Origin of the sequence: Defluviimonas sp. D31 (genome assembly GCF_033436765.1) — a bacterium.
Classification (GTDB): Bacteria; Pseudomonadota; Alphaproteobacteria; order Rhodobacterales; family Rhodobacteraceae; genus Albidovulum.
This window is the reverse complement of the sequence record NZ_JAWQFN010000008.1, coordinates 32,284-53,702: the sequence shown is the minus strand read 5'-3', so window position 1 is coordinate 53,702 and position 21,419 is coordinate 32,284. Positions and strand designations below refer to the sequence as shown.

The window sequence follows — 21,419 nt, the reverse complement described above, 5'->3', positions numbered from 1 at the left end:
AATGCGGCATATTCTGGTAGGGGGTAATGGCTTTGTCGGGCGAGCGATCGTCGACAGGATCGTCGCGGATCAAGAAGACGAAGCCGTGGTGGTGGATTTGCCTCAGTCTCTGGCAGCCCGCCCTGTACTTTGCCATACGGCCATTTCCGATTACTCCGCCGACATATCCGTGCCGGGGTCACTTGACAGCCTCGCGGTCGGTCCGGATGACGTGATTCATCACCTTGCTACAATGCTCATTTCGCCAAACAAGCCGCGATTTGGCCGCGACGAGTATTTCCGCAAATGCGCGGTTCACGGCACCCGCGAACTGATCGCATGGCTGAAGAAAAATGGGGGTCGCAAGCTCGTGTTCTGGAGCACTGACATGGTGTACGGCCCCGTGCTCGAGGTTCCTCGCACGGAAAATCATCCGATGAAACCGTTCGGGCCGTACGGACGCTCGAAAGTTGCGGCGGAAAATATCGTCAGAAACGAGGTTGCTGCCGGCCATCTGGACTGTACGATCTTTCGTCCTCGGCTCATCCTCGGGGCAGGTCGTGTCGGCATCTTTAAGCTTCTTTTCGACGCCGTGAATGCCGGCCGCCCCGTCCCGCTCATCGGCCCTGGCACCACGCGTTTTCCGTTCGTAGGTGTCGACGATTGCGCCACCGCCAGCCTTTTGGCCGCGAAACGGGGCTGCCCGAATGGCGTCTACAATCTGACGAACGACAACTCGCCGCAAGTGTACGAGCTTATGACTGAATTCGTACGGAAAATCGGCTCGTCGAGCCGTATCGTGCGAACCCCGGCCTGGCTGGTGAAGGGGGTGCTTCGTAGTCTGAATGCGTTCAAGATGGCGCCCATGGACCCCGAACAGTACGAGATTGCCGACCTCGAAGTGGGACTCGATACCAGCGCAGCGAAACGCGACCTTGATTGGGCCCCGACAAGCACGGACATGGAACTTCTCCTGGCGGCTTACAGGGCGTACTCGAAGGGTATTTCATGCAAGTAAGAGCCATCATGACCAAGGCGCAATTGAAGTCGGCCTCCGAACTATATTATCTCCTTGGCTTTGTTTCGCTCTTTCTCCTTGCCGTGGTTCTCGCACATGGGATCTTGTCACCGCGCGGTCTCTATCTCGATTTTGCAAATTTCTACGATGCTGGGCAAAAAGCCGCGGCAGGCGAGACGGAAAATCTCTACGATGAGTTTGCGATGATTTCCGGAAAGGCGCCATACGGCCGTATGCGCTTTTTTGGCACTCCCATCAGTGCATACGCCTACGCGCCCTTGGCAGCTTTCCCACCGGTGGTGGCCGCGATCCTGTTCAAGATATTCTCCACGCTCTGCATTCTGGTTGGCCTCTTCCTGTTATATCGCCGGTTCGGAGCATTTGTGACAGAGGAAGACAGGCCGGGTTTCTTTTTCTTTTTCTGTGCCGCTGTGCTCCTTTTCCAGCCGTTCTGGACCGTACTGCAGGTCGGTGGACAATCTTCCTCCGTGGCGTTCCTTTTGTTTTTGATCGGACTTCTGTGGTATGAGCGGGGAAGCGATGTAGCAGCTGCCATCGCCCTATCAGTTGTCGTCTGTTTAAAGCCCGCGTTCGCAAGTGCTGCAATCGCCATGTTCCTGATGTCGACGCACAAGTTCAGAGCCGGATTGTTGGTTTCTGGAGTGATCGGGCTGGGTATTTCCCTGGCACTCGTGGGTTGGGACATTCATCAGCAGTTTCTGGGGATGGTCCTTTCCGAAGGATCGAGCGCACCTGAACGATGGAACAGTAGTGCCCTCGCTTGGCTGGCGCCGATCTTCTATAGCGATGGCGATCCGGAGATCTACTTTAAGGTGCGTCTCATTGCCTCCCTTGCCTTGGTCACACTGTGGCTTTCAACGGCTTTTTTCACACGAAAGAGACGCCAGAATGACGCGGCCGCCCGCTACTTCATCTTTCTCATCTGCGGTATGGTGGCGCTTTCACTTTCGCCGATCGTATGGAGCCATTATCTGATGATCCTCTTCATCCCCGTTGCTCAAACCATTGCCTTTCGGAGGCAAATGCCAAGAGGAGCTGTGATTCTTGTCTTGCTGGCCGTCCTCGCGGGAACTATCCAAAACCTTCTTGTGGTTAATCAATTCTTGAAGCTTTCGTTCGCTTCTGAGGCGTGGTTTTCTTTTGCCATGTCTCTTTTTCGAAGCCTGACAATGATGTTTGTGACTGCTGCCCTACTGATCTATGCCCGCTCTTTTCAGATCTCATACCGTACGGTGAGTTCATGCTCCTAGGCTTGAAGCCAATTGACATGCAATGCCAAGACATGACGATTTTCGGCTCGGGCGACGGCAAAGAGAAACGCCTGGGCGAAACCATCATCGCTTTTCAAAGACAATGATTGCTTCGCCGATCCGCACGCCAAAGCGCGTCACATAGGCCCGGTTTAGAATGCGGTCCTCATCCAACAGCCACATCCAGTCATCGAAATCGACACGCACTGTGCCCTTTCGAACGGGCAGGTCTATCCGGTACTTCCAGTTGAACGTGTCGCCTCTTTCTTCACCGCTCGCAATGCCCACTACCCCCTGGGCGGTTCCTTTCCAGGTTTCCGCGCCGGTTTTCTCCAGCGTCCAGATGCGCTGCTCTGTTTGACCGTCATCGTAGGTGAAGTCCTCCACCAGCGTCATTATGCGCCCATCCCAGGTGCCCTTGATGGCTACGTCGAAACGGCGGACGACATTTCCGAACCGATCCTGAAATTGCCCATGCGCAACCGAGTCGCCTTCGAAGAATTTCTCGAGATCCAGTTGCCGATCTGACAGAAGCCTGTCCTGTGGCTGCGGTTTGCCAGAGCATGCCGCGAGCGTCGCAAGAGCAAGGGCTGCAAGCATGTGTTTCATGAACAATCCTCCAATTCTGATCGCATCTGGCTTTGACGGTGATCCGGCCGCATCTGAAGACAGGACCAGACTGGTTGATCATCGCTCGCGCGCTCGGTCACGGTTGCCGGTCGAATAGAACCGTATGGCGAGCGCCAGAATGCCAACCTTCGCAAGGGCGATGACGGGCCAATTCGCCGCTTCAAGGTTGGCCGCGATGATACCGGCCAGCGCCCATATGACGGCTAGGGGATAGGCCCATTCCTCCGGGCGGAGCGCCTGCACGACCAGCGCGGCGACCAGGACCGCAACGAGCATCACGAGCGCTGCCATTTGGGCCGAAAGAACCCCATAGCCACTGAGAACGACTCCGGTTCCGACCCCGGCTGCGGCAGTCAGCCATCCGGCATAGAGCGCGACCGGGCGGACCTGCCAGATCGGGTCATCTGAACCGGCACGAAGCATTGCGAAGATCGCCGCAAACAACATCATGAATATCATCGCAGTGGCTAGAACTGGGGATGCGTTAGCTGCGGCGATCCAGAACACACCGATTCCGAGACTTATGAGGAGCGGTATGCGCATGCGTTGCCAGTCGCGATCCGAGGGGGCCTTCACCAGCCCCCAGATCGCACCGCAGATTAGCCAAAGGTAGATCAACCCCCAGATACTGAAAGCCCACCCTGCCGGCTGAACTGGCCAGTAATCCAGAACCACCGGGAACTGCGCGGGAGTAAAACCCGCGAAACCCTTGCTGAACAGGGGCGAAAGCGCGAAGGCCAGCGACGCAGCAAGCACGGAAAGCGCGAGGATAGGTTTGGGATGGCTCATCGTCTTCAACGTTCTTGGGTTGATCTCGGCCGGCACCGCTGCACGGTGCCGATGATCAGGGCTTGTTGGCTCTCGCGGGGCGCATCGTGGCCACCAGTTCGGCAACCTTGATGCCAAGCTTGCGCATTTCAGACTTGTTCATGATGACGCCGTCCTGCGTCAGATAGAGCCAGTCCGTTGCACTGAGTGTGTATCCGCCGGCATCCTCCGGCAGAACGATCCTGTACTTGATCATCACCGTCGATCCGGACACGACGCCATGGGCCTCACCGACGATGTCATCTGCGGTGGCCGTGAAAGTGGTTCCTCCGTCGTATTTCAGGAACCATTTGCGCGCCTGCTCCTTGCCGTTGGAGTAGATGAAGTTTTCGGTCAACGTGCCGGTATCACCGTCCCACTCGCCCACCATGGTCGCGACGAAACTGTTGGCTACCCTGCCATTGGGGCCATAGATGACCCCTTCGGAGAGGATTTCACCCGACAGATGCTCCTTTAGGGAAAATCTGGGGAGGGTGTCGGCGTAGTCGGCGGGGTTCTGCGCTCGAAAGCTGAAAAGGAGGCTCTTCGCGATTACCGCTACCAAACTGACCAGGAGCAAGGCGGTAAGGATCTTCATGAATGTTGCTCCTCTCTGGGCAGAGTAAGGACCAGGGACAGTGCCCCCAGTTTCAAGATGCAAGGTATGATCGCGTAGGAAATGTTGAGGACCATCAGCGCCTCGTCACTGTTGGCCTGGCCGGGTGTGAAGCCCTTGAAGTCCAGCAATGGCAGGACGGCAAAGGCAGCGATTGCCAGGCCAAGCTTTCCCGCGAAGGACCAGATTCCGAATGCCAGCGATGCATTCAGCCCGGCCCGTGTCAGAGCGATTGAAAACATCGCCGGCAGGATGACCATGTCAGCGCCCAGTGCCGCCCCGGAGGCGACGCATATGATGGCAAAGCCTGCCAGGTTTCCCGGCGAAAGAAAGGCGGCGCCAACGAATCCGATGATGGCAAGCGGCATGGCGACTATCAGTGTCTTCCTTGAACCCAGCCGCTGGCTTGATTGCGTCCAAAGCGGCACGCTGAGTCCGGCGCTTAGGAAGAACAGGATAAGAAGTGGACCGGCCTTGCCGGGCAGTTGCAACCTGTCCTCGACAAAGAACAGAAACAGGGTCGACGTGACCGCAACCGGCAGACTGTTCACGAGAGCGATCGCGAGAAGCCGAACCGCGCCGGCCTCGCCCAGCCCCGCCAACGACAACCGCTCGCCGATGATGGCGGGACGGCGCCACGCGGGCAGCGTGAGCACGGCCGTGACAATGGCAAGCGCTCCCAGGAACAGTCCGAAGGCAGTATAGCCCTGGTTTCCGGCACCAAGGCTGCGAAAGACCTCGGGCATGATCGCGGCGACCACCACCCCGGCAAGCATGCCGACCTCGCGGAATGCAGCCAGCCGCATCAACTCCCGAGGCTCGGGCCTGTGCGCGAGCGTCGCGCTGCGCCCATAGAGCAGTATCATTCCAAGGCTGTAGGCCGAAAACAGCAGGACGAGAATTGCGACAAGTTCCGCAGCCACATGGGGCCCGGAACGTAGCCAGAAGAGAAGCGGAAAGCCGATGGCAAGCCCGCCCGCAGCTGCGACCGCGAAAGCGCTCTGCGCCCGCGGCCACCGGTCGATGGCCCAGCCGATCAACGGATCCTGCACCAGATCGATCAGGCGTATGATCAGAAGGATCGTGCCGATCGTCGCCAGCCCGATGCCCAGGTTTACAGAAGCAAAGCGTGGCAGATGGATATAAAGTGGAATTCCGGCCGCTGCCAGCATCAGCGCATAGAGGCTCACGCGCGGATAGAGCATCACTCGCCCTTGAGCTTCCTGGTGAATGCGCTCGACCTCGTGTTTTCGCCAAGGAAGATCGCCATGAACCGCGTCTTGATTTCAGGATATTTGATCGAGCAGACCTTGGTGCCATTGTACCAGAAGTGGACTTGATCCGGTCCTTTCGACACCGCCGCATACTGGTCGCCGTCACGCACGTCCCTGTAACAGCGTTCGAACTCCGCCCGCAGCGGCAGCGCGCCGCCGGTTCGCCGCAGTTCACGCATCGTACTTTCGACCAGGTCATGCGCGGTCAGATTGCGCATGTAGTTCAACTCCAGACCGAAATCGCTGCTCCAATCCAGGGGGGCGCCACCCTTTGTGTAAAGCCTTGCCTCGTAAAGGGGAAATCCGACAAATCTGAACGTCGCGGTGCCGCGCAGCTCGGCTCCCGAAAGCGTGGATTTCACGATGGAGGCCTGTGCTCCGGACGCGCAGAGAAGGAAAGTGGCTATGAGCGCGGATCTAAGCATGGGCCAGTTCCACCTGAACCACATTGGTATGACCGACGGCAAAGGAGGCCGCGCAGATTTCCAGGTAATACTGCCAGTTGCGCAGGAAGCTCTCGCCATGCCCCATTTCGGCGATCTTGCGCTTCCGGGCGGTCAGCCGGTCAGCCCAGATCCGGCAAGTCTTGGCATAGTCCTGTCCGAACGCGAAATAGTCGCGCACCTGAAGACCCGCCCGCGACGTCTGGTCCGCGATCGCGCTGTCCGACAAGAGCATTCCGCCCGGAAACACGTACTGGCGAATATAGTCCGAGGATGTCCTGTAGGTTTCGAAGTAACTGTCCTTCACGGTAATCGCCTGCAAAAGCACGCGACCGCCTTCGGCCAGGCTCCGTTTCAGAACCGAGAAGTAGCTCGGCCAATAGCGCGCGCCGACCGCCTCGACCATCTCGATAGACACGATGTTGTCGTACTTGCCTTCGATGTCGCGATAGTCGCGAAGCTGGATATCGGCCCGCCCGTCAAGGCGGCATTCGGCATAGCTGTGCTGGTTGCGCGAGATCGTGATGCCGGTCACGTCGCGTCCGTCCTGCGCGGCGTGTTCCGCAAACCCGCCCCAGCCACAGCCTATTTCCAGAATGCGCTCGCCCGAGCCGAGCCGTGAGAGCGCGCGCGCGTTCTTGCGTGCTTGCGCGCGCCCGAGATCTTCGTCGTGCCCGTCAAACAGGCCGGAGGAATAGGTCATCCCTTCATCCAGCCAAAGTTGATAGAACTCATTGCCGACATCGTAGTGCGACCGGATGTTGCGGCGCGAACCGCTCCGCGAATTGGCCCGAAGCACCGTATCAAGCAATCGGAATTTCATCTTGTTGACTGGGCTTGCCTGATCATAGGCACCAAGGTGCTCACGGTTGCGCAAAGCGACGGTCATCAGGGTCTCGACGGAGGACGTATCCCAAAGACCTTGCACATAGGCCTCGCCGAGTCCCACCTGACCATGAGCGGCCAAGGCGGATACCGCGGCCCAGTCGCGGATGACCATTTCTGCCTCGGGTCCGGAGGTCCCGAAGTGATAGCATTCGCTCTCCGGCGTGCGCAGCGTCAGCCGACCGTCGTCAAGACGTTCACACGTTGAGAGAAATTTCGATTTCAGAGCCTTGTTCGTGAGACGCAATTTGCGGTCCTTTCGGCTGTTGGTGTCCGTCGATCATGCGGACGACACGAAGCGAACTGGCGATGCCGTCTTCATGAAACCCATGGCGGTTGTAGGCGCCGACAAACCATGTGCGGTTCTGTCCCTGCATCTCGCGGATGCGGCGCTGCGCTCTCAGCGCCGCCGTGTCGAATACCGGATGGGCAAATTCGACAACGTCGTAGATCGACGCCGTCGGGATCTCTTGTGTGGGATTGAGCGTAACGAACAGCGGATCGCTCTCGGGGATATTCTGAAGCTTGTTCATCCAGTAGGTGACGCCGGTCTGGCCATTGTGCGAACGGTAGGACCAGCTTGCCCAGCAAGCTCTCCGCCTTGGCATCTGACCGGGGTCGCAATGCAGTACCGCCTTGTTCGGCTGGTAGCGTATGGCTCCCAGGGCCGAGGCTTCCTGTGCCGTCGCATCGCCGCCAAGGATCGTCAGTGCTTGATCGGAGTGACACGCAAAGATGATGTCGTCGAACGAGGCTTCCTCGCCGCCGCGCGCTTGCACGGTCACGCCGAAAGCGTGCCGTTTGACGCGAGTCACCGGGGTGTGGGTTCGAATAACGCAGCCGCGCGCGAGCAGTGCAGTTTCGAGGCGCCGTACATACTCCACGCTGCCGCCTTTCACGGTCCACCATTGATGTTTGCCGAGACCCGCAAGGAGCGCGTGGTTGCGGAAGAAGCGTACAAGCGACTTTGCCGGGAACTGGTCGACGTCCTCCACAGGTGTCGACCAGATCGCGCCACACATCGGCATCAGGTAATTGTTGCGGAACCATTCACCCAACCCAAGCTCATCAACGAGCTGGCCTATGGTCTTTTCGTCGTCCTTCGCTGCTGCCTCGGCCGTTTTGCCAAATCTTACGATGTCGGCAATCATCTTGTAGTATTGCGGTCGCATCAGGTTGCGCCGTTGCGCGATGATGGTTTTCAGATTGACCAGGCTGTATTCCAGCCAGCCGTCATCGATGCTTGCGCCAAAACTCATTTCGCTCTTCGTTACCGGCACGTCGAGGTCGCGGAACAGCCTGGTCAGATGCGGGTAAGTGACATAGTTGAAGACGATGAAACCGGTGTCGACCGGCTGATCGCCATTCCTGCCGGCCATCACAGTGCGCGCATGTCCGCCAAGTCGCGGGGCCGCCTCGAAAAGAGTGACGTCGTGGTTGGGCGACAGGTCGTATGCGGCGGACAGACCGGAAATACCGCTGCCGACGATGGCAATCTTCCTGCGGGGGCCAAGCGTTTGATCGAACATCGATGCCTCGTCATCGTAAACTTACCAATTGGATACGCCGATCCGGTGAGGTTGGATCAAAAAAGACTTTCATTGATGACGGTGGCCGTCTGCGCATGGGGGGTCAGAGGCGCTTCGTGGCGTGACCTGGTGATCCAAACAGTGGGAGCGGCCGTATTAACCGCATGATGGTCGAACACATCCAGGGTAAGACGTGTCACGTCCGACGCGGCGCATTGCAGAACGCGTTCACATATGGCGTGGACTATTTGCTTTGCGATCTTGAAACGGCGGAGTTTCCCTGGCTGCTGTCGCGCAACCGGTTCAACCTCTGGAGCCTGTGCGACCGAAAGCACGGCGGTCCGCGCGAGAACGGCAAAGGCGCGAAGTGGTTTCGCGAAGTGCTCGCGGCGCGCGGCTTCCCGTTGGAGAACGCTGAGCTGCTTCTGCTCGCGCAGCCAGGCTTCCTTTGGTTCCACTTCAATCCGGTCAGCTTCTGGATTGCCCTTCGAGAGGACAAGCCATGTGCCTTCGTGGCCGAGGTGAACAACACCTTCGGACACCGGCACTGTTACTTTTGCGCGCATGAAGATTTCCGGCCGATAGACAAAGCCGACACCATCAGCGCCGAGAAGCTCATGCACGTGTCACCGTTTCAAAAGGTCGCCGGTCGATACCTGTTCAACTTCGACGTGACCGATGAGGCTATCAGCATCCGCATTGCGTTCGAGAACGGCGAAGAAGGCGTGCTGGCCACACTGACCGGCAAGCGCCGCCCCGCGACCAGCGCCTCGCTTCTCTGGGCAGCGCTGCGCCGCCCCCTGGGGGCGTTGCGCGTGCTGACGCTGATTCACTGGCAGGCGATCATATTGTACTTCAAGCGCGCACCATTCCTAAAAAAGCAGCCTCGACCGGCTTCGCTGATCTCCGACAGCCAAACATTCCGGGGCATGACGAAATGACATACTTCGCCGGCAAGACCTACTGGTTGATCGGAGCGAGCGAAGGGCTCGGCCGCGAATTGGCCAGGATGCTCGACGCGGAAGGCGCGCATGTCGTGTTGTCCGCACGCAATGCCGACCGACTGGAAAGCCTTTGCGCCGAGCTTTCGCATGCCCGCGTGCACCCGCTTGATGTGACAGACTCCGATGCTGTGCGCCGCGCCGCGGCCGAACTCGGGCCGGTCGAAGGCATCATATACAACGCTGCGACGTACGATCCGGTCCGCGCGACGGAGTGGGATAGCGATGCGGTGCTGTCCATGTGCGATGTCAACTTCGTCGGCGCGTTGCGGGTGTTGGGCGAAATTGTTCCTCGTTTCGTGAAGGCGGAAATGGGCGACATCACGCTGATCGGTTCGTTGGCCGCCTATAGCGGTCTTCCCGCCAGCATAGGCTACGGCGCCAGCAAGGCCGCCTTGCTCAGCCTGGCCGAAACGATGCGCCACGATCTGAAAGGCAGCGGCGTGGTGGTCAGGATCGTCAACCCCGGGTTCATCAAGTCGCGTTTGACGGAAAAGAACGCTTTCAAGATGCCGATGATCATGTCGCCGGAGGATGCGGCGTCTAGAGTTCTGAAGGCCATGCGCAAGAACCGCTTCCGCAGCGACTTCCCAGCGCCATTTTCCTGGTTCATCAGGTCGTTGGTGTTTCTGCCCGATCTTCTCGTGTATCGGGGGAAATAGCCGCTTTCAGCACCCTGCAACAACAATATAGCGGCCCGATCCACTTAGCATGCGCTTGCATCACCTGAAACGCTTCGCGCACGCTATCGGGTTTTGGCATCAGATCCGGAAAAGCGGCTGAAGCAGCCTCGGAAAGAGCGCGCGAAACCGCAAGGGTGCGTCTGTAGCGGCCAGGCATATGCAGGGCTCACCTTTGCCAGCAACCGGCGCGTGCTCCATGTCTTGAGATGCGATCTCGATGTCACCGACGCCGAACCCGCCGGTCTGGTCACGGAAGCTGCCCTGCAATACCAGGGTCATCTCAAGCCCGTTATGGCTATGATCGGGCACCGCCTGGCTTGGCGGAATGAAAAGCAGCCGAACCGATCCTTCCTTCCCAGACCACAGAATGTCCTGGCGAACGCCCATTCCAATCGATTTCCAGTTGGGAGCCCGCCCCTTGAGCGCTTCCATCACGGGCCCGGGATAGATTCCGGAGCGTTCATAGACCGGCTCGGGCATGAAAGGCTCATCCAGACGCGAAAGGACAGCGGACTTGAGATCCGCGGAAACGGCAACCGCATCAGCCGCTTCCAGCAGCGCGCCGCCGACATGTTGATGCGCCTCCAGCGCCGCACGGCATTGAATGCAGAGCGACACGTGGCTCGCGACGACAACGGCAAAGGCATGGGGAAGGTTGCCCGCGGCGTAGCACGCCAAGGTTGCATCCGGGACATGATGGGCGATGGTACTCAACGGTTGAGTTCCTTCAACTCGTGTCTCAAGCGCTCCAGTCCGAGCCGAATGCGCGACTTGATGGTTCCGAGCGGAAGGCCGGTCAAATCGCTGATCTCCTGATGAGTCAATTCGCCCAGATAGGCGTTTTCGATGATCTCGCGCTGCTCGCGTTTGAGAAGCGAGAGCGCTTTCTTCAGACGAGCCGATTCCTGTTCGATCGCAACAATCTGGCTGGCGTCCGGTTCCGTGCCGGGCTCTTCCCTTAGCTCTTCGGGCAGAGGGCGCCGCTCCGTACGGAGAATGTCAATCTGGCGGTTCCGCGCTATCTTGTAGATCCATGCCGACACGTCCGCGCGGTGTGGGTCAAACATGTCAGCCTTCCGCCAGACCGCCAGCATGACATCCTGCACGATCTCCTCGGCCTGTTGGACCGATAGACCAGATCGCATAACAACCCCCTTGAGACGCGGCGAGAAGAAATCGAACAGCTGCGAGAACGCGTCACGGTCACGGTTGTCCCTGACCGCAATCATCCAAGCCGTTTCCCGCGACACATCCATGTGTTTCTTCGACACCAACTTTTCATGGGCACGGCGCATGAAGGGCACTCGTAGCCCTGACTGCGCGATATCAAGAGTTGGCATCAACATAACCCCAATACGACGCCGCATGTAAATTGGATCAATCGGCGGCGTCATCGACGCGCGCCTTGCCATGGCTCTCGGGGAGTAAGACGGGTCAGAAATCGAAGCAGCAGATGGATTGCACGGCAAACGGCTGAAGCCGGGCCATCTGCGCGTCCATCGGCCAGAAAGGCCGCTCATGCTCAGGTCGCCTGCGGATCCTGCACAATGCCGACAGCGCGAGATCACCAGGCCCTGACCCTGGTCCTCCAGGACCAAAAAAGGGGCCGGTCGCGCGCAACCGGCCCCTTGCAAAACTCGTGGCTGAGATCAGCCGAAGAACTGTGCCCCGTTGGCCGAAATGGTGGAGCCGTTGATGAACTGCGCGTCATCCGAGGCGAGGAAGGCCACGCAGCGCGCGATTTCTTCGGGCTCGCCCAGCCGGCCTGCCGGGATCTGCGCGATGATCGATTCACGCACCTTCTCCGGCACCGCCATCACCATCTCGGTAGCGATATAGCCGGGGCAGATGGCGTTGGCGGTGATCCCGGCGCGGGCGCCTTCCTGTGCGAGGCTGCGCACGATGCCTATGTCGCCCGCCTTCGTGGCGGCATAGTTGACCTGTGCGAACTGGCCCTTCTGGCCGTTCACCGACGAGATAACGATCACGCGGCCGAACTTGCGGTCACGCATGCCGGGCCAGACCGGGTGCACGGTGTTGAAGACGCCGGTCAGGTTGGTGTCGATGACCTGGTGCCATTGCTCCGGGCTCATCTTGTGGAACGGCGCGTCGCGGGTGATGCCGGCATTGGCAACCACAACCTCGATCGGGCCAAGGTCGGCCTCGACCTTGGCGATGCCGGCCTTCGACGCGTCGTAGTCGGCGACGTTCCACTTGTAGACCGGAATGCCGGTTTCCTTGTTGAAAGCGGCGGCCGCCTCGTCGTTGCCGGCATAGTTGGCAGCGACCTTGTAGCCGGCCGCTTTCAGCGCGACCGAAATCGCGGCGCCAATGCCGCGAGACCCGCCAGTGACCAGTGCAACCCTCGACATGATTCCTCCTATTGAGTGGACCTTGTTGAAATCCTGTTACCGAAACGATTTCGCGGGCGCAACATTATTGCGCCCGCGTTTTTGCATTTGCAGAAAAAAGCGGGCGTCAGGCGCGTTCGAGGCACATGGCGACGCCCATGCCGCCGCCGATGCAGAGCGTGGCGAGGCCCTTTTTGGCACCCGACCGCTTCATCTCGAACAGGAGCGTGTTGAGGATCCGCGCGCCGGAAGCGCCGATCGGGTGGCCGATGGCGATCGCGCCGCCGTTCACGTTCACCTTCGCGGGATCCCAGCCCATGTCCTTGTTGACCGCGCAAGCCTGCGCCGCGAAGGCCTCGTTGGCCTCGACGAGATCAAGATCTGCGGCCTTCCAGCCGGCTTTCTCCAGCGCCTTGCGGCTCGCGTGGATCGGGCCCACGCCCATGATCGCCGGGTCGAGGCCCGCGGTCGCATAGGACGCGATCCGCGCCAAGGGCGTCAGCCCCCGCTTCGCGGCCTCCTCGGCCGACATCAAGAGGACCGCCGCGGCGCCGTCATTGAGGCCCGAGGCGTTGCCGGCGGTCACCGTGCCCTCCTTCGAGAAGGCCGGGCGCAGCTTTTGCATGCTCTCGAGCGTTGCGCCGTGGCGGATGTACTCGTCCTGATCCACCACGATATCGCCCTTGCGGGTCTTCACCGTGAAGGCCGCGATCTCGTCGGCGAACTTGCCGGCCTTCTGCGCCGCCTCGGCCTTGTTCTGGCTGGCCAGCGCGAATTCGTCCTGCATCTCGCGGCTGATCTGCCACTTTGTGGCGACGTTCTCGGCGGTGGTGCCCATGTGGTAGCCGTTGAACGCGTCCCAGAGCCCGTCCTTGATCATCGAATCGATGAACGACATGTCGCCCATCTTCTGGCCGGCGCGCAGATGCGCGACATGGGGGCTGAGCGACATGTTCTCCTGCCCGCCCGCGGCGATGATCGCCGCGTCGCCAAGCTGGATGTGCTGGGCGGCGAGCGCCACCGAGCGCAGGCCGGAGCCGCAGACCTGGTTGATCGACCAGGCCGCGCTTTCCTGCGGCAGGCCGGCCTTGATATGGGCCTGCCGGGCGGGGTTCTGGCCCTGGCCCGCGGTCAGGACCTGGCCGAGGATCGTCTCGCTCACCTCGGCCTTGTCGATACCCGCGCGGGCCACGACAGCCTCGAGAACGGCGGCACCGAGATCATGGGCGGGCGTGTTTGCGAAAGAGCCGTTGAAGCTGCCGACGGCAGTGCGGGCGGCGGAGACGATCACGACATTGGTCATAGTCTGGGTCCTCATGCTGGCGCGATTTCCGCGCGAAGACAGTTGAGGCCCTCGCGCCGCTGTGCAGCATGATCAATGGATCGGTCGCGTCAAGCGCAACCGAAAGAATACTTCGTTCAACCCGTGAAAATTGCAGCATTCGGTCGGCCCTCCCTGGATCAGGCCCGTTGCGCGCTCTTCGGTATCTGCCAGGGCGGAGTCATAGACGGTGCACCGAAGTAGTAGCCCTGCATGCAATCCATGCCGATTTCCGTCAGCCAGGCCGCGTCTCTTGCGGTCTCGACGGATTCCGCCACCGCGAACATGTCGAAATGCCGCGCGAGCGACAGCATGGCCTGCGTCAGAACTTGATTGTCGGGGCTGTCGGCGACGCCCCGAACGAACTGGCCGTCGATCTTCAGGATGTCGAAATAGAAATCCCGCAGATACCGGAACGACGTGAAACCCGCGCCGAAATCGTCAAGCGCGAAGGAAATCCCCTCCGATTGCAGATCCGCCATGAAGACGGCCACCTTATCGGGCACGAGCATCGCCGAAGACTCGGAGATTTCGAGAATCAGCCGCTCGGCGACGGTTCGGTCGTCGGACAACCCTTTCCTGAGGCTCCGGCTCCAGCGTGGATAGGCGATCGAGCGGGCCGACATGTTGATGGCCAGCCGCAGCGTCGGCTCCCGTTTCAGCGCGTTCAGCCCCATTTCCAGCGCGAGACAGTCGAGAATCCGGCCAAGCTCCATCGTCTCGACCCGGTCCATGAACTCCTTCGCCGGAATGATCCGGCCGGTCTCGTCGAGAATCCGGATCAGGCCCTCGTAGAACGCTGGCACGCCCGGCTGGGTGGACTGAACGACCGGCTGATAGGCGAGCCGGACATCGCGCCGTTCGACGGCGTCCCGGACCATCGTCAGGACATTCCGGTCGCGCTGGCTGACAGCCGCGCTGAGCGGGCTGTCCTGGGCCGGATCGATTGGCTTTTGTCTGAACTTGTCGGGGTCTTTCATCCACAATCTCCTCGCCGTCAGCGCACAGATTGGGCAAAAGGGGATAACAAGCCGTAAACCGGGTCCAAAATAGCACGGTGCGGCGAAACCGGAGGGGTCGATGGCAGAACGCTGCGCCTGGTGCGGGACAGATCCGATCTATGTCGCCTACCACGATACCGAATGGGGCGTTCCCGAACGCGATCCGCGGGCGCTGTGGGAAAAGCTCGTTCTCGACGGCTTCCAGGCCGGGCTGAGCTGGATCACGATCCTGAAGAAACGCGAGAACTTCCGAGCCGCGTTCGAGGGTTTCCATCCCGAGACCGTGGCGCGCTGGGGCGAAGCCGATGTCGCCCGGCTCCTTGCCGATTCGGGCATCGTACGCTCGCGCGCGAAGATCGAGGCGACGATCGGCAACGCGCGCGCCTATCTCGAAATCGCCGAGCGCGAGGGGTTCGACCATTTCCTGTGGCGCTACGTCGACGGGGCCCCAATCCAGAACCGGTTTCGCACGATGGCCGACGTGCCTGCGTCGACCGCGCTCTCCGAGCGCATCTCGAAAGACCTGAAGAAAGCCCGCTTCCGGTTTTGCGGCCCGACGATCACCTATGCCTTCATGCAGGCCGTGGGCCTGGTCAACGATCACATCATCACCTGCCCGGCGCATGACAGGGTGGCGCGCCTCGGCTGATTTTCTTCATTGCCGAAATACCCCACGGGGGTCCGGGGGTGTGAAACCCCCGGCCGCCCGGCCGAGGCGCCTCAGCCCCCCGAGAGAAGCGCCGAAACGATCGCCCGCGCGCTCTCGCCATTCCAGTCCGCGTCGCCCGCCATCCGCGCGATCTCGCGGCCCTCGCGGTCGAGAAGAACGCTGACAGGCAGGCCGAACACGGCCATGTCGCGGGCGAGATCCTGCTTGGGATCGAGCAGGACCGGCAGTCCGTCGACCCCGACCTCGCCGAAGAGCCGGGTGATCGCGGGAACCGGATTGCGGCCCGTCGCAATGGTCACGACCTCGAAATCCTCGCCGCCGAAATCGCGGTTCAGCGCGTCGAGCGCCGGCAGCTCCGCGCGGCAAGGCGCGCACCAGGTTGCCCAGAAGTTTACCAGCACATACTTGCCGCTCCAGTCGGCCAGCCGGTGCTCGCCGCCCTCGGGATCGGTAAAGGCCACGTCCGATACCGCGGCGGGTTCGGCATGGAACATCAGCTTCTTCATCGACCCCTCACGCAAGGCCTCGAGTTCGGCGGTGCCGGCCAAGGCCGCATTTGCACCGAACGCGAGGGCCGTGTAGAGGACGGCGGACAGAAACCAGCGCATGTGAGCCTCCGGGGGCGAGATATGACCGACAGAACCCAGAACGCGATGTGGGGCGGGCGCTTCGCCGCCGGGCCGGACGCGATCATGGAGGCGATCAACGCCTCGATCGGCTTCGACAAGCGGCTCTTCGCCCAGGATATCGCCGGGTCCCGCGCCCATGCCGCGATGCTCGCGGCGACGGGCATCATCAGCGATAAAGACGCCGAGGCCATTCGGGAAGGCCTGCTCACGGTCTTGTCAGAGATCGAGGGCGGAAAGCTCGCCTTCTCGACCGCTCTGGAAGACATCCACATGAACGTCGAGGCGCGGCTGAAGGAGGTGATCGGCGAGCCCGCCGGCCGGCTCCACACCGCGAGGAGCCGCAACGACCAGGTCGCGACCGATTTCCGGCTCTGGGTCCGTGACCAAGCCGACGCCGCGATCGAAGGGCTCACCGCGCTGCAGAAGGCGCTTCTGGCGCAGGCCGAGGCCGGGGCCGAGTGGGTGATGCCCGGCTTCACCCATCTCCAGACCGCGCAGCCGGTGACCTGGGGCCATCACATGATGGCCTATGTCGAAATGTTCGGCCGCGACCTCGGCCGCTTCCGCGACGCGCGCGCCCGGATGAACGAATGCCCCTTGGGCGCGGCGGCGCTCGCCGGCACCTCGTTCCCGATCGACCGCCACGCGACGGCTGCGGCGCTCGGCTTCGACCGGCCGATGGCCAACTCGCTCGACGCCGTCTCGGACCGCGACTTCGCGCTGGAGTTTCTCGCCGCCGCCTCGATCTCCGCCATGCATCTCTCGCGCTTCGCCGAAGAACTGGTGATCTGGTCCTCGGCGCAGTTCCGCTTCGTCGCGCTCTCGGACCGCTTCTCCACCGGCTCCTCGATCATGCCGCAGAAGAAGAACCCCGACGCGGCCGAGCTGATCCGCGCCAAGATCGGCCGGATCATGGGCGCCAATGTCGCGCTGATGATGGTGATGAAGGGGCTGCCCTTGGCTTATTCCAAGGACATGCAGGAGGACAAGGAACAGGTCTTCGACGCCGCCGACAACCTGATGCTCGCGCTCGCCGCGATGGAGGGAATGGTGCGCGACATGACCGCGAACCGCGCCAATCTCGAACGCGCCGCCGCTTCGGGCTTCTCCACCGCGACCGATCTCGCTGACTGGCTTGTCCGCGCGCTCGGCCTGCCGTTCCGCGACGCCCACCACGTCACCGGCAGCCTCGTCGCGCTGGCCGAGAAGAAGGGCTGCGACCTGCCGGAACTGAGCCTTGCCGACATGCAGTCGGCCCATGCCGGCATCACCGAGGAGGTCTATACCGTCCTCGGTGTCCACAACTCGGTGGCGAGCCGGCAGAGCTACGGCGGCACGGCGCCCGATCAGGTGCGCGCCCAGATCGCCCGCTGGAAGGAGGCGCTGGCATGAAGGGCCTGATCGCATCCTTAAGCCTGCTCGCGCTGCTCGCCGGCTGCGGCGCCGACGGCCCGCCGAAGCCTCCGGCGGAGAAAACCGCGCCGGGGATGAGCGTCAGCGGCATGGTCAAGGTCGGGGTTTCGGGAAGCTGACCTCAGGCGTGGCCCGCGGCCGAGGAAAGCGTGAGGGGATCGACCCCGAGCGTCTTCAGCGCGCGGGTCCACTTGCCATCGTCCTGGTCGGAAAAGACGAGGTCGGGATTGGCATCACAGGTCAACCAGCCGTTCGACAGGATCTCGCCTTCAAGCTGCCCCGGCCCCCAGCCGGCATACCCGAGCGCGAGGATCGATTCCGACGGTCCGCGGCCCTGGGCGATCGCCTCGAGAATGTCGAGCGTCGCGGTCATTCCGAACTGGTCGTCGACCTGAAGCGTCGTGCCCTCGCCGCCGTAGTCGGCAGAATGCAGCACGAAGCCGCGGGCATGTTCTACCGGGCCGCCGAAATGCACCCTTATGGCCTTCGAACGGTCGGTGCGGGTGATACCGAGCTGTTCCTGAAGCTGGTCGAATGACAGATCGCGCGCCGGTTTGTTGACGATCAGCCCCATCGCGCCATCGTCGGAATGGGCGCAGATGAAGACGACGCTGTGATCGAACCGAGGATCGCCCATGCCGGGCATAGCGATCAGTAACTTGCCACTGAGGTTCATGTCGGGACCTCCCACCCCCAAGATCGCCCGTGACGGAGCCGGATACAAGGGCGGTGGCCGACAAAACTCTTCGTGAGCGATGCGGTTGTGACTTCCAATCGCCGTTAAAGGGCATAGGTTCGCTTCATGATCAATGCCCGCACCATTGCCTTGGCGCTGCCTGCCGTCCTCGCCTTCCTGCCCGCGATGGTCGCGGCCCAGGACCTGCCCGCGAACCTCGTCGCGGCCGAGATCCGTGGCGGCTGGCGGACCGAGAGCGGCACCCAGATGGCGGCCCTGCACCTGACCCTGGCGCCGGGCTGGAAGACCTACTGGCGCGCGCCCGGCGAGGCCGGCATTCCGCCGCAGTTCGACTGGAGCGGTTCTTCCAACATTGCCGGCGCGGCGATTCATTGGCCGGTGCCCGAGCTCTTCGAGCTGAACGGTCTTCGCTTCGCCGGCTACCGTGACGAATTGGTCCTGCCGATCGAGTTCCGCCCTGCCGCCCCCGGCCAGCCGATGGCCGTAGCCGCGCGGATAGATCTCGGCGTCTGCGAAACGGTCTGCGTGCCGGTCTCGCTCGACGTGGCGGCCGATCTCGATCCGGCGGGCGCGTCCGACCCGATGATCCGCGCGGCGCTCGCCCGTCAGCCTGAGCCCGCCGCGGCGGTCGGCCTTTCCCGGGCCCGCTGCTCGGTCGAGCCGATCCGCGACGGGCTGCGGCTGACCTCGGAGCTGACGATGCCGCGCATCGGACCGGAGGAATTCGCGGTCGTCGAGCTTGCCGACCGCAGCATCTGGGTCTCGCAGGCCGAGACGGTCCGCGACGGCGGCGAGCTCGTGGCCGTAGCGGACCTGGTGCCGTCGACTGCCGCACCCTTCGCGTTCGACCGGTCGTCGGTGCAAATCACGGTCTTCGGCGGATCCGGCCGGGCCGTCGACCTTCAGGGCTGCACCGGTTAGCACAGCCGCCGGGCTTCGGCCTTACCTCCGCCGCTTGCCGCCCCTCTGGCCCGGCCGCCCCGCCGTTGACCGGCCGCTGGTCCTGGTCGCGGCGTCCACCGCCTCCTCGACCGCCGACTGCCGCGCCAAGGGATCGTCCGAGAGGACGAGGTCGACCGCTTCGAGCCGCTTGATCTCGTCGCGGAGCCGGGCGGCTTCTTCGAATTCCAGGTTCTCGGCGGCCTTGCGCATCTGGGTGCGAAGGCCGTTGAGATGGGTCTCAAGGTTCGCGCCATGCATCGGCCGGTCGACCTTCGCCGTTACCCGGCTCATGTCTACATCGCCTTTGTAGAGACCCGCAAGGATGTCCTCGACGTTCTTCTTCACCGTCGCGGGCGTGATGCCATGCGCCGCGTTGTAGGCGATCTGCTTCTCGCGCCGCCGGTTGGTTTCGGCCAGGGCCCGCTCCATCGAGCCGGTGACGCGGTCGGCATACATGATGACGCGGCCCTCGGCGTTGCGGGCCGCGCGCCCGACGGTCTGGATCAGCGAGGTCTCGGAGCGCAGGAAGCCTTCCTTGTCGGCGTCGAGGATCGCCACCAGCCCGCATTCGGGAATGTCGAGCCCCTCGCGCAAAAGGTTGATGCCCACCAGAACGTCGAAGGCGCCGAGGCGCAGGTCGCGCAGGATCTCGATCCGTTCGATCGTGTCGATGTCGGAATGCATGTAGCGGACGCGGATGCCCTGTTCGTGCATGTATTCGGTCAGATCCTCGGCCATGCGCTTCGTCAGCGTAGTGACAAGGGTGCGGAAGCCCCTGGCGGCGACCTTGCGGACCTCGTCGAGGAGGTCGTCGACCTGCATCTCGACCGGGCGGATCTCGATCTCGGGGTCGATGAGGCCGGTGGGGCGGATCACCTGTTCGGTGAAGACGCCGCCGGCCTGCTCCAGTTCCCACGCCGCCGGCGTGGCGGAGACGAAGACCGATTGCGGCCGCATCGCGTCCCATTCCTCGAACTTCAGCGGCCGGTTGTCCATGCAGGAGGGCAGCCGGAAGCCGTGCTCGGCGAGGGTGAACTTCCTGCGGTAGTCGCCCTTGTACATGCCGCCGATCTGGGGAACCGAAACGTGGCTCTCGTCGGCGAAGACGATTGCGTTGTCGGGGATGAATTCGAACAGCGTCGGCGGCGGTTCACCGGGGGCGCGCCCGGTGAGGTAGCGCGAGTAGTTCTCGATCCCGGCGCAGGAGCCGGTGGCCTCCAGCATCTCCAGGTCGAAGTTGCACCGCTGTTCGAGCCGCTGGGCTTCGAGCAGCTTGCCCTCCTCCTGCAGCTGCTTGAGCCGCAGCGCCAGCTCCTTGCGAATGCCGACAATGGCCTGCTGCAGCGTCGGGCGCGGGGTGACGTAATGCGAATTCGCGTAGATGCGGATCTTTTCGAACGTGTCGGTGCGGGCACCGGTGAGGGGGTCGAACTCGGTGATGCCTTCCAGCTCCTCGCCGAAGAACGAGAACCGCCAGGCCCGGTCCTCGAGGTGGGCGGGCCAGAGATCCACCGTGTCGCCCTTCACCCGGAACGCGCCGCGCTGGAAGGCGGCGTCGGCGCGGCGGTATTGCTGGGCGACCAAATCGGCGAGGAACTTGCGCTGTTCGTAGAGCTTGCCGACCTCCATGTCCTGGGTCATCGCCGAATAGGTCTCCACCGAGCCGATGCCGTAGATGCAGGAGACCGAGGCGACGATGATCACGTCGTCACGTTCCAGAAGCGCCCGGGTCGCCGAGTGGCGCATCCGGTCGATCTGCTCGTTGATCTGGGATTCCTTTTCTATGTAGGTGTCGGTCCGGGCGACATAGGCCTCGGGCTGGTAGTAGTCGTAGTAGCTGACGAAGTACTCCACCGCGTTGTCGGGAAAGAAGCCCTTGAACTCGCCGTAGAGCTGGGCCGCGAGCGTCTTGTTGGGCGCTAGGATGATGGCCGGGCGCTGGGTCTCCTCGATCACCTTGGCCATTGTGAAGGTCTTGCCCGTGCCGGTCGCGCCCAGCAGCACCTGGTCGCGCTCGCCGTCGTTCACCCCGGCGCTGAGTTCCGCGATGGCCGTCGGCTGGTCGCCCGCCGGCGCGAAGTCCGTCCGCATCGCGAAACGCCGGCCGCCCTCGAGCTTGGGGCGGGTCAGGACCTCCGGGCGGGGGGACGGGGCGTTGGTGTTGTTGTGGGGCATGGGCGATTCCTCCGGCCTCCCCAATTTGATCCGTTTTTGTTCCGGTTCAAGGCTGGTCGCGGGAGTTCATTGTCGCGTCTGGAA

The 21,419-nt window shown here is 62.1% G+C and carries 23 protein-coding genes; 8 read left to right on the top strand and 15 right to left on the bottom strand.

All coding sequences use genetic code 11. The features are described from left to right. Position 1: 1 nt before the first annotated feature. On the top strand, positions 2 to 997 hold the full coding sequence (locus R5H32_RS14540; RefSeq protein WP_318339409.1) for an NAD(P)-dependent oxidoreductase: 996 nt from the start codon (positions 2 to 4) through the stop codon (positions 995 to 997). Positions 998 to 1,005: 8 nt separating this feature from the next. Next, positions 1,006 to 2,268, top strand: a complete 1,263-nt coding sequence (locus R5H32_RS14535) for a glycosyltransferase 87 family protein (RefSeq protein ID WP_318339408.1) — start codon at positions 1,006 to 1,008, stop codon at positions 2,266 to 2,268. Positions 2,269 to 2,352: 84 nt separating this feature from the next. Here R5H32_RS14535 and R5H32_RS14530 read toward each other — a convergent pair whose 3' ends face one another. The 7 genes from R5H32_RS14530 to R5H32_RS14500 all read right to left on the bottom strand — a co-directional run bounded on the left by R5H32_RS14530 (position 2,353) and on the right by R5H32_RS14500 (position 8,452). Beyond that, positions 2,353 to 2,877 (bottom strand): DUF3833 domain-containing protein, encoded by a 525-nt coding sequence (locus R5H32_RS14530; protein WP_318339407.1) that lies wholly within the window; start codon positions 2,875 to 2,877, stop codon positions 2,353 to 2,355. 78 nt (positions 2,878 to 2,955) lie between these two features. Continuing rightward, positions 2,956 to 3,687 carry a hypothetical protein gene (locus R5H32_RS14525; RefSeq protein WP_318339406.1) on the bottom strand — a complete coding sequence of 244 codons (732 nt, stop codon included), beginning with the start codon at positions 3,685 to 3,687 and terminating at the stop codon, positions 2,956 to 2,958. A 55-nt stretch (positions 3,688 to 3,742) separates the two neighbouring features. Beyond that, entirely contained in the window at positions 3,743 to 4,303 is a 561-nt protein-coding gene (locus R5H32_RS14520) for a DUF3833 domain-containing protein (protein WP_318339405.1), read from the bottom strand. Continuing rightward, positions 4,300 to 5,526 carry an MFS transporter gene (locus R5H32_RS14515; protein ID WP_318339404.1) on the bottom strand — a complete coding sequence of 409 codons (1,227 nt, stop codon included), beginning with the start codon at positions 5,524 to 5,526 and terminating at the stop codon, positions 4,300 to 4,302. The genes R5H32_RS14520 and R5H32_RS14515 overlap by 4 nt, the downstream gene beginning before the upstream one ends. Further along, positions 5,526 to 5,957: a hypothetical protein gene (locus R5H32_RS14510; protein WP_318339403.1), complete on the bottom strand. Its 432-nt coding sequence runs from the start codon at positions 5,955 to 5,957 to the stop codon at positions 5,526 to 5,528. The genes R5H32_RS14515 and R5H32_RS14510 overlap by 1 nt, the downstream gene beginning before the upstream one ends. Positions 5,958 to 6,012: 55 nt before the next feature. Beyond that, positions 6,013 to 7,170: a cyclopropane-fatty-acyl-phospholipid synthase family protein gene (locus tag R5H32_RS14505; RefSeq protein ID WP_318339402.1), complete on the bottom strand. Its 1,158-nt coding sequence runs from the start codon at positions 7,168 to 7,170 to the stop codon at positions 6,013 to 6,015. Next, complete coding sequence (locus R5H32_RS14500) at positions 7,121 to 8,452, bottom strand: NAD(P)/FAD-dependent oxidoreductase (protein WP_318339401.1); 1,332 nt, start codon at positions 8,450 to 8,452, stop codon at positions 7,121 to 7,123. The genes R5H32_RS14505 and R5H32_RS14500 overlap by 50 nt, the downstream gene beginning before the upstream one ends. A 167-nt stretch (positions 8,453 to 8,619) precedes the next feature. On the opposite strand from R5H32_RS14500, the gene R5H32_RS14495 reads away from it, so the two are divergent. Together R5H32_RS14495 and R5H32_RS14490 are read left to right on the top strand one after the other, a co-directional pair. Next, entirely contained in the window at positions 8,620 to 9,393 is a 774-nt protein-coding gene (locus R5H32_RS14495) for a DUF1365 domain-containing protein (RefSeq protein WP_318339400.1), read from the top strand. Further along, on the top strand, positions 9,390 to 10,115 hold the full coding sequence (locus tag R5H32_RS14490) for an SDR family NAD(P)-dependent oxidoreductase (protein WP_318339399.1): 726 nt from the start codon (positions 9,390 to 9,392) through the stop codon (positions 10,113 to 10,115). Before R5H32_RS14495 ends, R5H32_RS14490 begins: the two co-directional genes overlap by 4 nt. 99 nt (positions 10,116 to 10,214) lie before the next feature. On the opposite strand, the gene R5H32_RS14485 is transcribed toward R5H32_RS14490, so the two are convergent. From R5H32_RS14485 to R5H32_RS14465, 5 genes are all read right to left on the bottom strand, one after another. Beyond that, positions 10,215 to 10,850 (bottom strand): ChrR family anti-sigma-E factor, encoded by a 636-nt coding sequence (locus R5H32_RS14485; RefSeq protein ID WP_318339398.1) that lies wholly within the window; start codon positions 10,848 to 10,850, stop codon positions 10,215 to 10,217. Next, positions 10,847 to 11,431 carry a sigma-70 family RNA polymerase sigma factor gene (locus tag R5H32_RS14480; RefSeq protein WP_318339556.1) on the bottom strand — a complete coding sequence of 195 codons (585 nt, stop codon included), beginning with the start codon at positions 11,429 to 11,431 and terminating at the stop codon, positions 10,847 to 10,849. Before R5H32_RS14480 ends, R5H32_RS14485 begins: the two co-directional genes overlap by 4 nt. Before the next feature lie 354 nt (positions 11,432 to 11,785). Then, a complete protein-coding gene (gene phbB, locus R5H32_RS14475) occupies positions 11,786 to 12,508 on the bottom strand; it encodes an acetoacetyl-CoA reductase (RefSeq protein ID WP_318339397.1) in 723 nt (240 codons plus the stop codon). A 106-nt stretch (positions 12,509 to 12,614) separates the two neighbouring features. Next, positions 12,615 to 13,790, bottom strand: a complete 1,176-nt coding sequence (locus R5H32_RS14470) for an acetyl-CoA C-acetyltransferase (protein WP_318339555.1) — start codon at positions 13,788 to 13,790, stop codon at positions 12,615 to 12,617. A 158-nt stretch (positions 13,791 to 13,948) separates the two neighbouring features. Next, the gene (locus tag R5H32_RS14465) at positions 13,949 to 14,788 is read right to left on the bottom strand and encodes an EAL domain-containing protein (protein WP_318339396.1); all 840 of its coding nucleotides are present in this window, start codon (positions 14,786 to 14,788) and stop codon (positions 13,949 to 13,951) included. A 100-nt stretch (positions 14,789 to 14,888) separates the two neighbouring features. Here R5H32_RS14465 and R5H32_RS14460 point away from each other — a divergent pair, with 100 nt between their 5' ends. Next, positions 14,889 to 15,458 (top strand): DNA-3-methyladenine glycosylase I, encoded by a 570-nt coding sequence (locus R5H32_RS14460; protein WP_318339395.1) that lies wholly within the window; start codon positions 14,889 to 14,891, stop codon positions 15,456 to 15,458. Positions 15,459 to 15,529: 71 nt separating this feature from the next. Here R5H32_RS14460 and R5H32_RS14455 read toward each other — a convergent pair whose 3' ends face one another. After that, positions 15,530 to 16,087 (bottom strand): TlpA disulfide reductase family protein, encoded by a 558-nt coding sequence (locus R5H32_RS14455; RefSeq protein ID WP_318339394.1) that lies wholly within the window; start codon positions 16,085 to 16,087, stop codon positions 15,530 to 15,532. Between the two features lie 21 nt (positions 16,088 to 16,108). Here R5H32_RS14455 and argH point away from each other — a divergent pair, with 21 nt between their 5' ends. Together argH and R5H32_RS14445 are read left to right on the top strand one after the other, a co-directional pair. Continuing rightward, entirely contained in the window at positions 16,109 to 17,500 is a 1,392-nt protein-coding gene (gene argH / locus R5H32_RS14450; RefSeq protein ID WP_318339393.1) for an argininosuccinate lyase, read from the top strand. Beyond that, the gene (locus R5H32_RS14445; protein WP_318339392.1) at positions 17,497 to 17,640 is read left to right on the top strand and encodes an argininosuccinate lyase; all 144 of its coding nucleotides are present in this window, start codon (positions 17,497 to 17,499) and stop codon (positions 17,638 to 17,640) included. Before argH ends, R5H32_RS14445 begins: the two co-directional genes overlap by 4 nt. Before the next feature lie 2 nt (positions 17,641 to 17,642). Here R5H32_RS14445 and R5H32_RS14440 read toward each other — a convergent pair whose 3' ends face one another. After that, positions 17,643 to 18,197, bottom strand: coding sequence for a YqgE/AlgH family protein (locus R5H32_RS14440; protein ID WP_318339391.1), 555 nt, complete (start codon positions 18,195 to 18,197; stop codon positions 17,643 to 17,645). 126 nt (positions 18,198 to 18,323) lie between these two features. Here R5H32_RS14440 and R5H32_RS14435 point away from each other — a divergent pair, with 126 nt between their 5' ends. Next, positions 18,324 to 19,139, top strand: coding sequence for a protein-disulfide reductase DsbD domain-containing protein (locus R5H32_RS14435; RefSeq protein WP_318339390.1), 816 nt, complete (start codon positions 18,324 to 18,326; stop codon positions 19,137 to 19,139). A 21-nt stretch (positions 19,140 to 19,160) separates the two neighbouring features. Here R5H32_RS14435 and uvrB read toward each other — a convergent pair whose 3' ends face one another. Then, the gene (gene uvrB / locus R5H32_RS14430) at positions 19,161 to 21,335 is read right to left on the bottom strand and encodes an excinuclease ABC subunit UvrB (RefSeq protein ID WP_318339389.1); all 2,175 of its coding nucleotides are present in this window, start codon (positions 21,333 to 21,335) and stop codon (positions 19,161 to 19,163) included. Positions 21,336 to 21,419: the final 84 nt, after the last annotated feature.

What these genes read in the sequence shown, in the direction of transcription:
- R5H32_RS14540 (WP_318339409.1), top strand. Translation starts at nt 2, where the DNA reads ATGCGGCATATTCTGGTAGGGGGTAATGGCTTTGTCGGGCGAGCGATC.
- R5H32_RS14535 (WP_318339408.1), top strand. Translation starts at nt 1,006, where the DNA reads ATGACCAAGGCGCAATTGAAGTCGGCCTCCGAACTATATTATCTCCTT.
- R5H32_RS14530 (WP_318339407.1), bottom strand. Translation starts at nt 2,877, where the DNA reads ATGAAACACATGCTTGCAGCCCTTGCTCTTGCGACGCTCGCGGCATGC.
- R5H32_RS14525 (WP_318339406.1), bottom strand. Translation starts at nt 3,687, where the DNA reads ATGAGCCATCCCAAACCTATCCTCGCGCTTTCCGTGCTTGCTGCGTCG.
- R5H32_RS14520 (WP_318339405.1), bottom strand. Translation starts at nt 4,303, where the DNA reads ATGAAGATCCTTACCGCCTTGCTCCTGGTCAGTTTGGTAGCGGTAATC.
- R5H32_RS14515 (WP_318339404.1), bottom strand. Translation starts at nt 5,526, where the DNA reads ATGCTCTATCCGCGCGTGAGCCTCTATGCGCTGATGCTGGCAGCGGCC.
- R5H32_RS14500 (WP_318339401.1), bottom strand. Translation starts at nt 8,452, where the DNA reads ATGTTCGATCAAACGCTTGGCCCCCGCAGGAAGATTGCCATCGTCGGC.
- R5H32_RS14495 (WP_318339400.1), top strand. Translation starts at nt 8,620, where the DNA reads ATGGTCGAACACATCCAGGGTAAGACGTGTCACGTCCGACGCGGCGCA.
- R5H32_RS14490 (WP_318339399.1), top strand. Translation starts at nt 9,390, where the DNA reads ATGACATACTTCGCCGGCAAGACCTACTGGTTGATCGGAGCGAGCGAA.
- R5H32_RS14480 (WP_318339556.1), bottom strand. Translation starts at nt 11,431, where the DNA reads ATGCGCCGTGCCCATGAAAAGTTGGTGTCGAAGAAACACATGGATGTG.
- phbB (WP_318339397.1), bottom strand. Translation starts at nt 12,508, where the DNA reads ATGTCGAGGGTTGCACTGGTCACTGGCGGGTCTCGCGGCATTGGCGCC.
- R5H32_RS14470 (WP_318339555.1), bottom strand. Translation starts at nt 13,790, where the DNA reads ATGACCAATGTCGTGATCGTCTCCGCCGCCCGCACTGCCGTCGGCAGC.
- R5H32_RS14465 (WP_318339396.1), bottom strand. Translation starts at nt 14,788, where the DNA reads ATGAAAGACCCCGACAAGTTCAGACAAAAGCCAATCGATCCGGCCCAG.
- R5H32_RS14460 (WP_318339395.1), top strand. Translation starts at nt 14,889, where the DNA reads ATGGCAGAACGCTGCGCCTGGTGCGGGACAGATCCGATCTATGTCGCC.
- R5H32_RS14455 (WP_318339394.1), bottom strand. Translation starts at nt 16,087, where the DNA reads ATGCGCTGGTTTCTGTCCGCCGTCCTCTACACGGCCCTCGCGTTCGGT.
- argH (WP_318339393.1), top strand. Translation starts at nt 16,109, where the DNA reads ATGACCGACAGAACCCAGAACGCGATGTGGGGCGGGCGCTTCGCCGCC.
- R5H32_RS14445 (WP_318339392.1), top strand. Translation starts at nt 17,497, where the DNA reads ATGAAGGGCCTGATCGCATCCTTAAGCCTGCTCGCGCTGCTCGCCGGC.
- R5H32_RS14440 (WP_318339391.1), bottom strand. Translation starts at nt 18,197, where the DNA reads ATGAACCTCAGTGGCAAGTTACTGATCGCTATGCCCGGCATGGGCGAT.
- R5H32_RS14435 (WP_318339390.1), top strand. Translation starts at nt 18,324, where the DNA reads ATGATCAATGCCCGCACCATTGCCTTGGCGCTGCCTGCCGTCCTCGCC.
- uvrB (WP_318339389.1), bottom strand. Translation starts at nt 21,335, where the DNA reads ATGCCCCACAACAACACCAACGCCCCGTCCCCCCGCCCGGAGGTCCTG.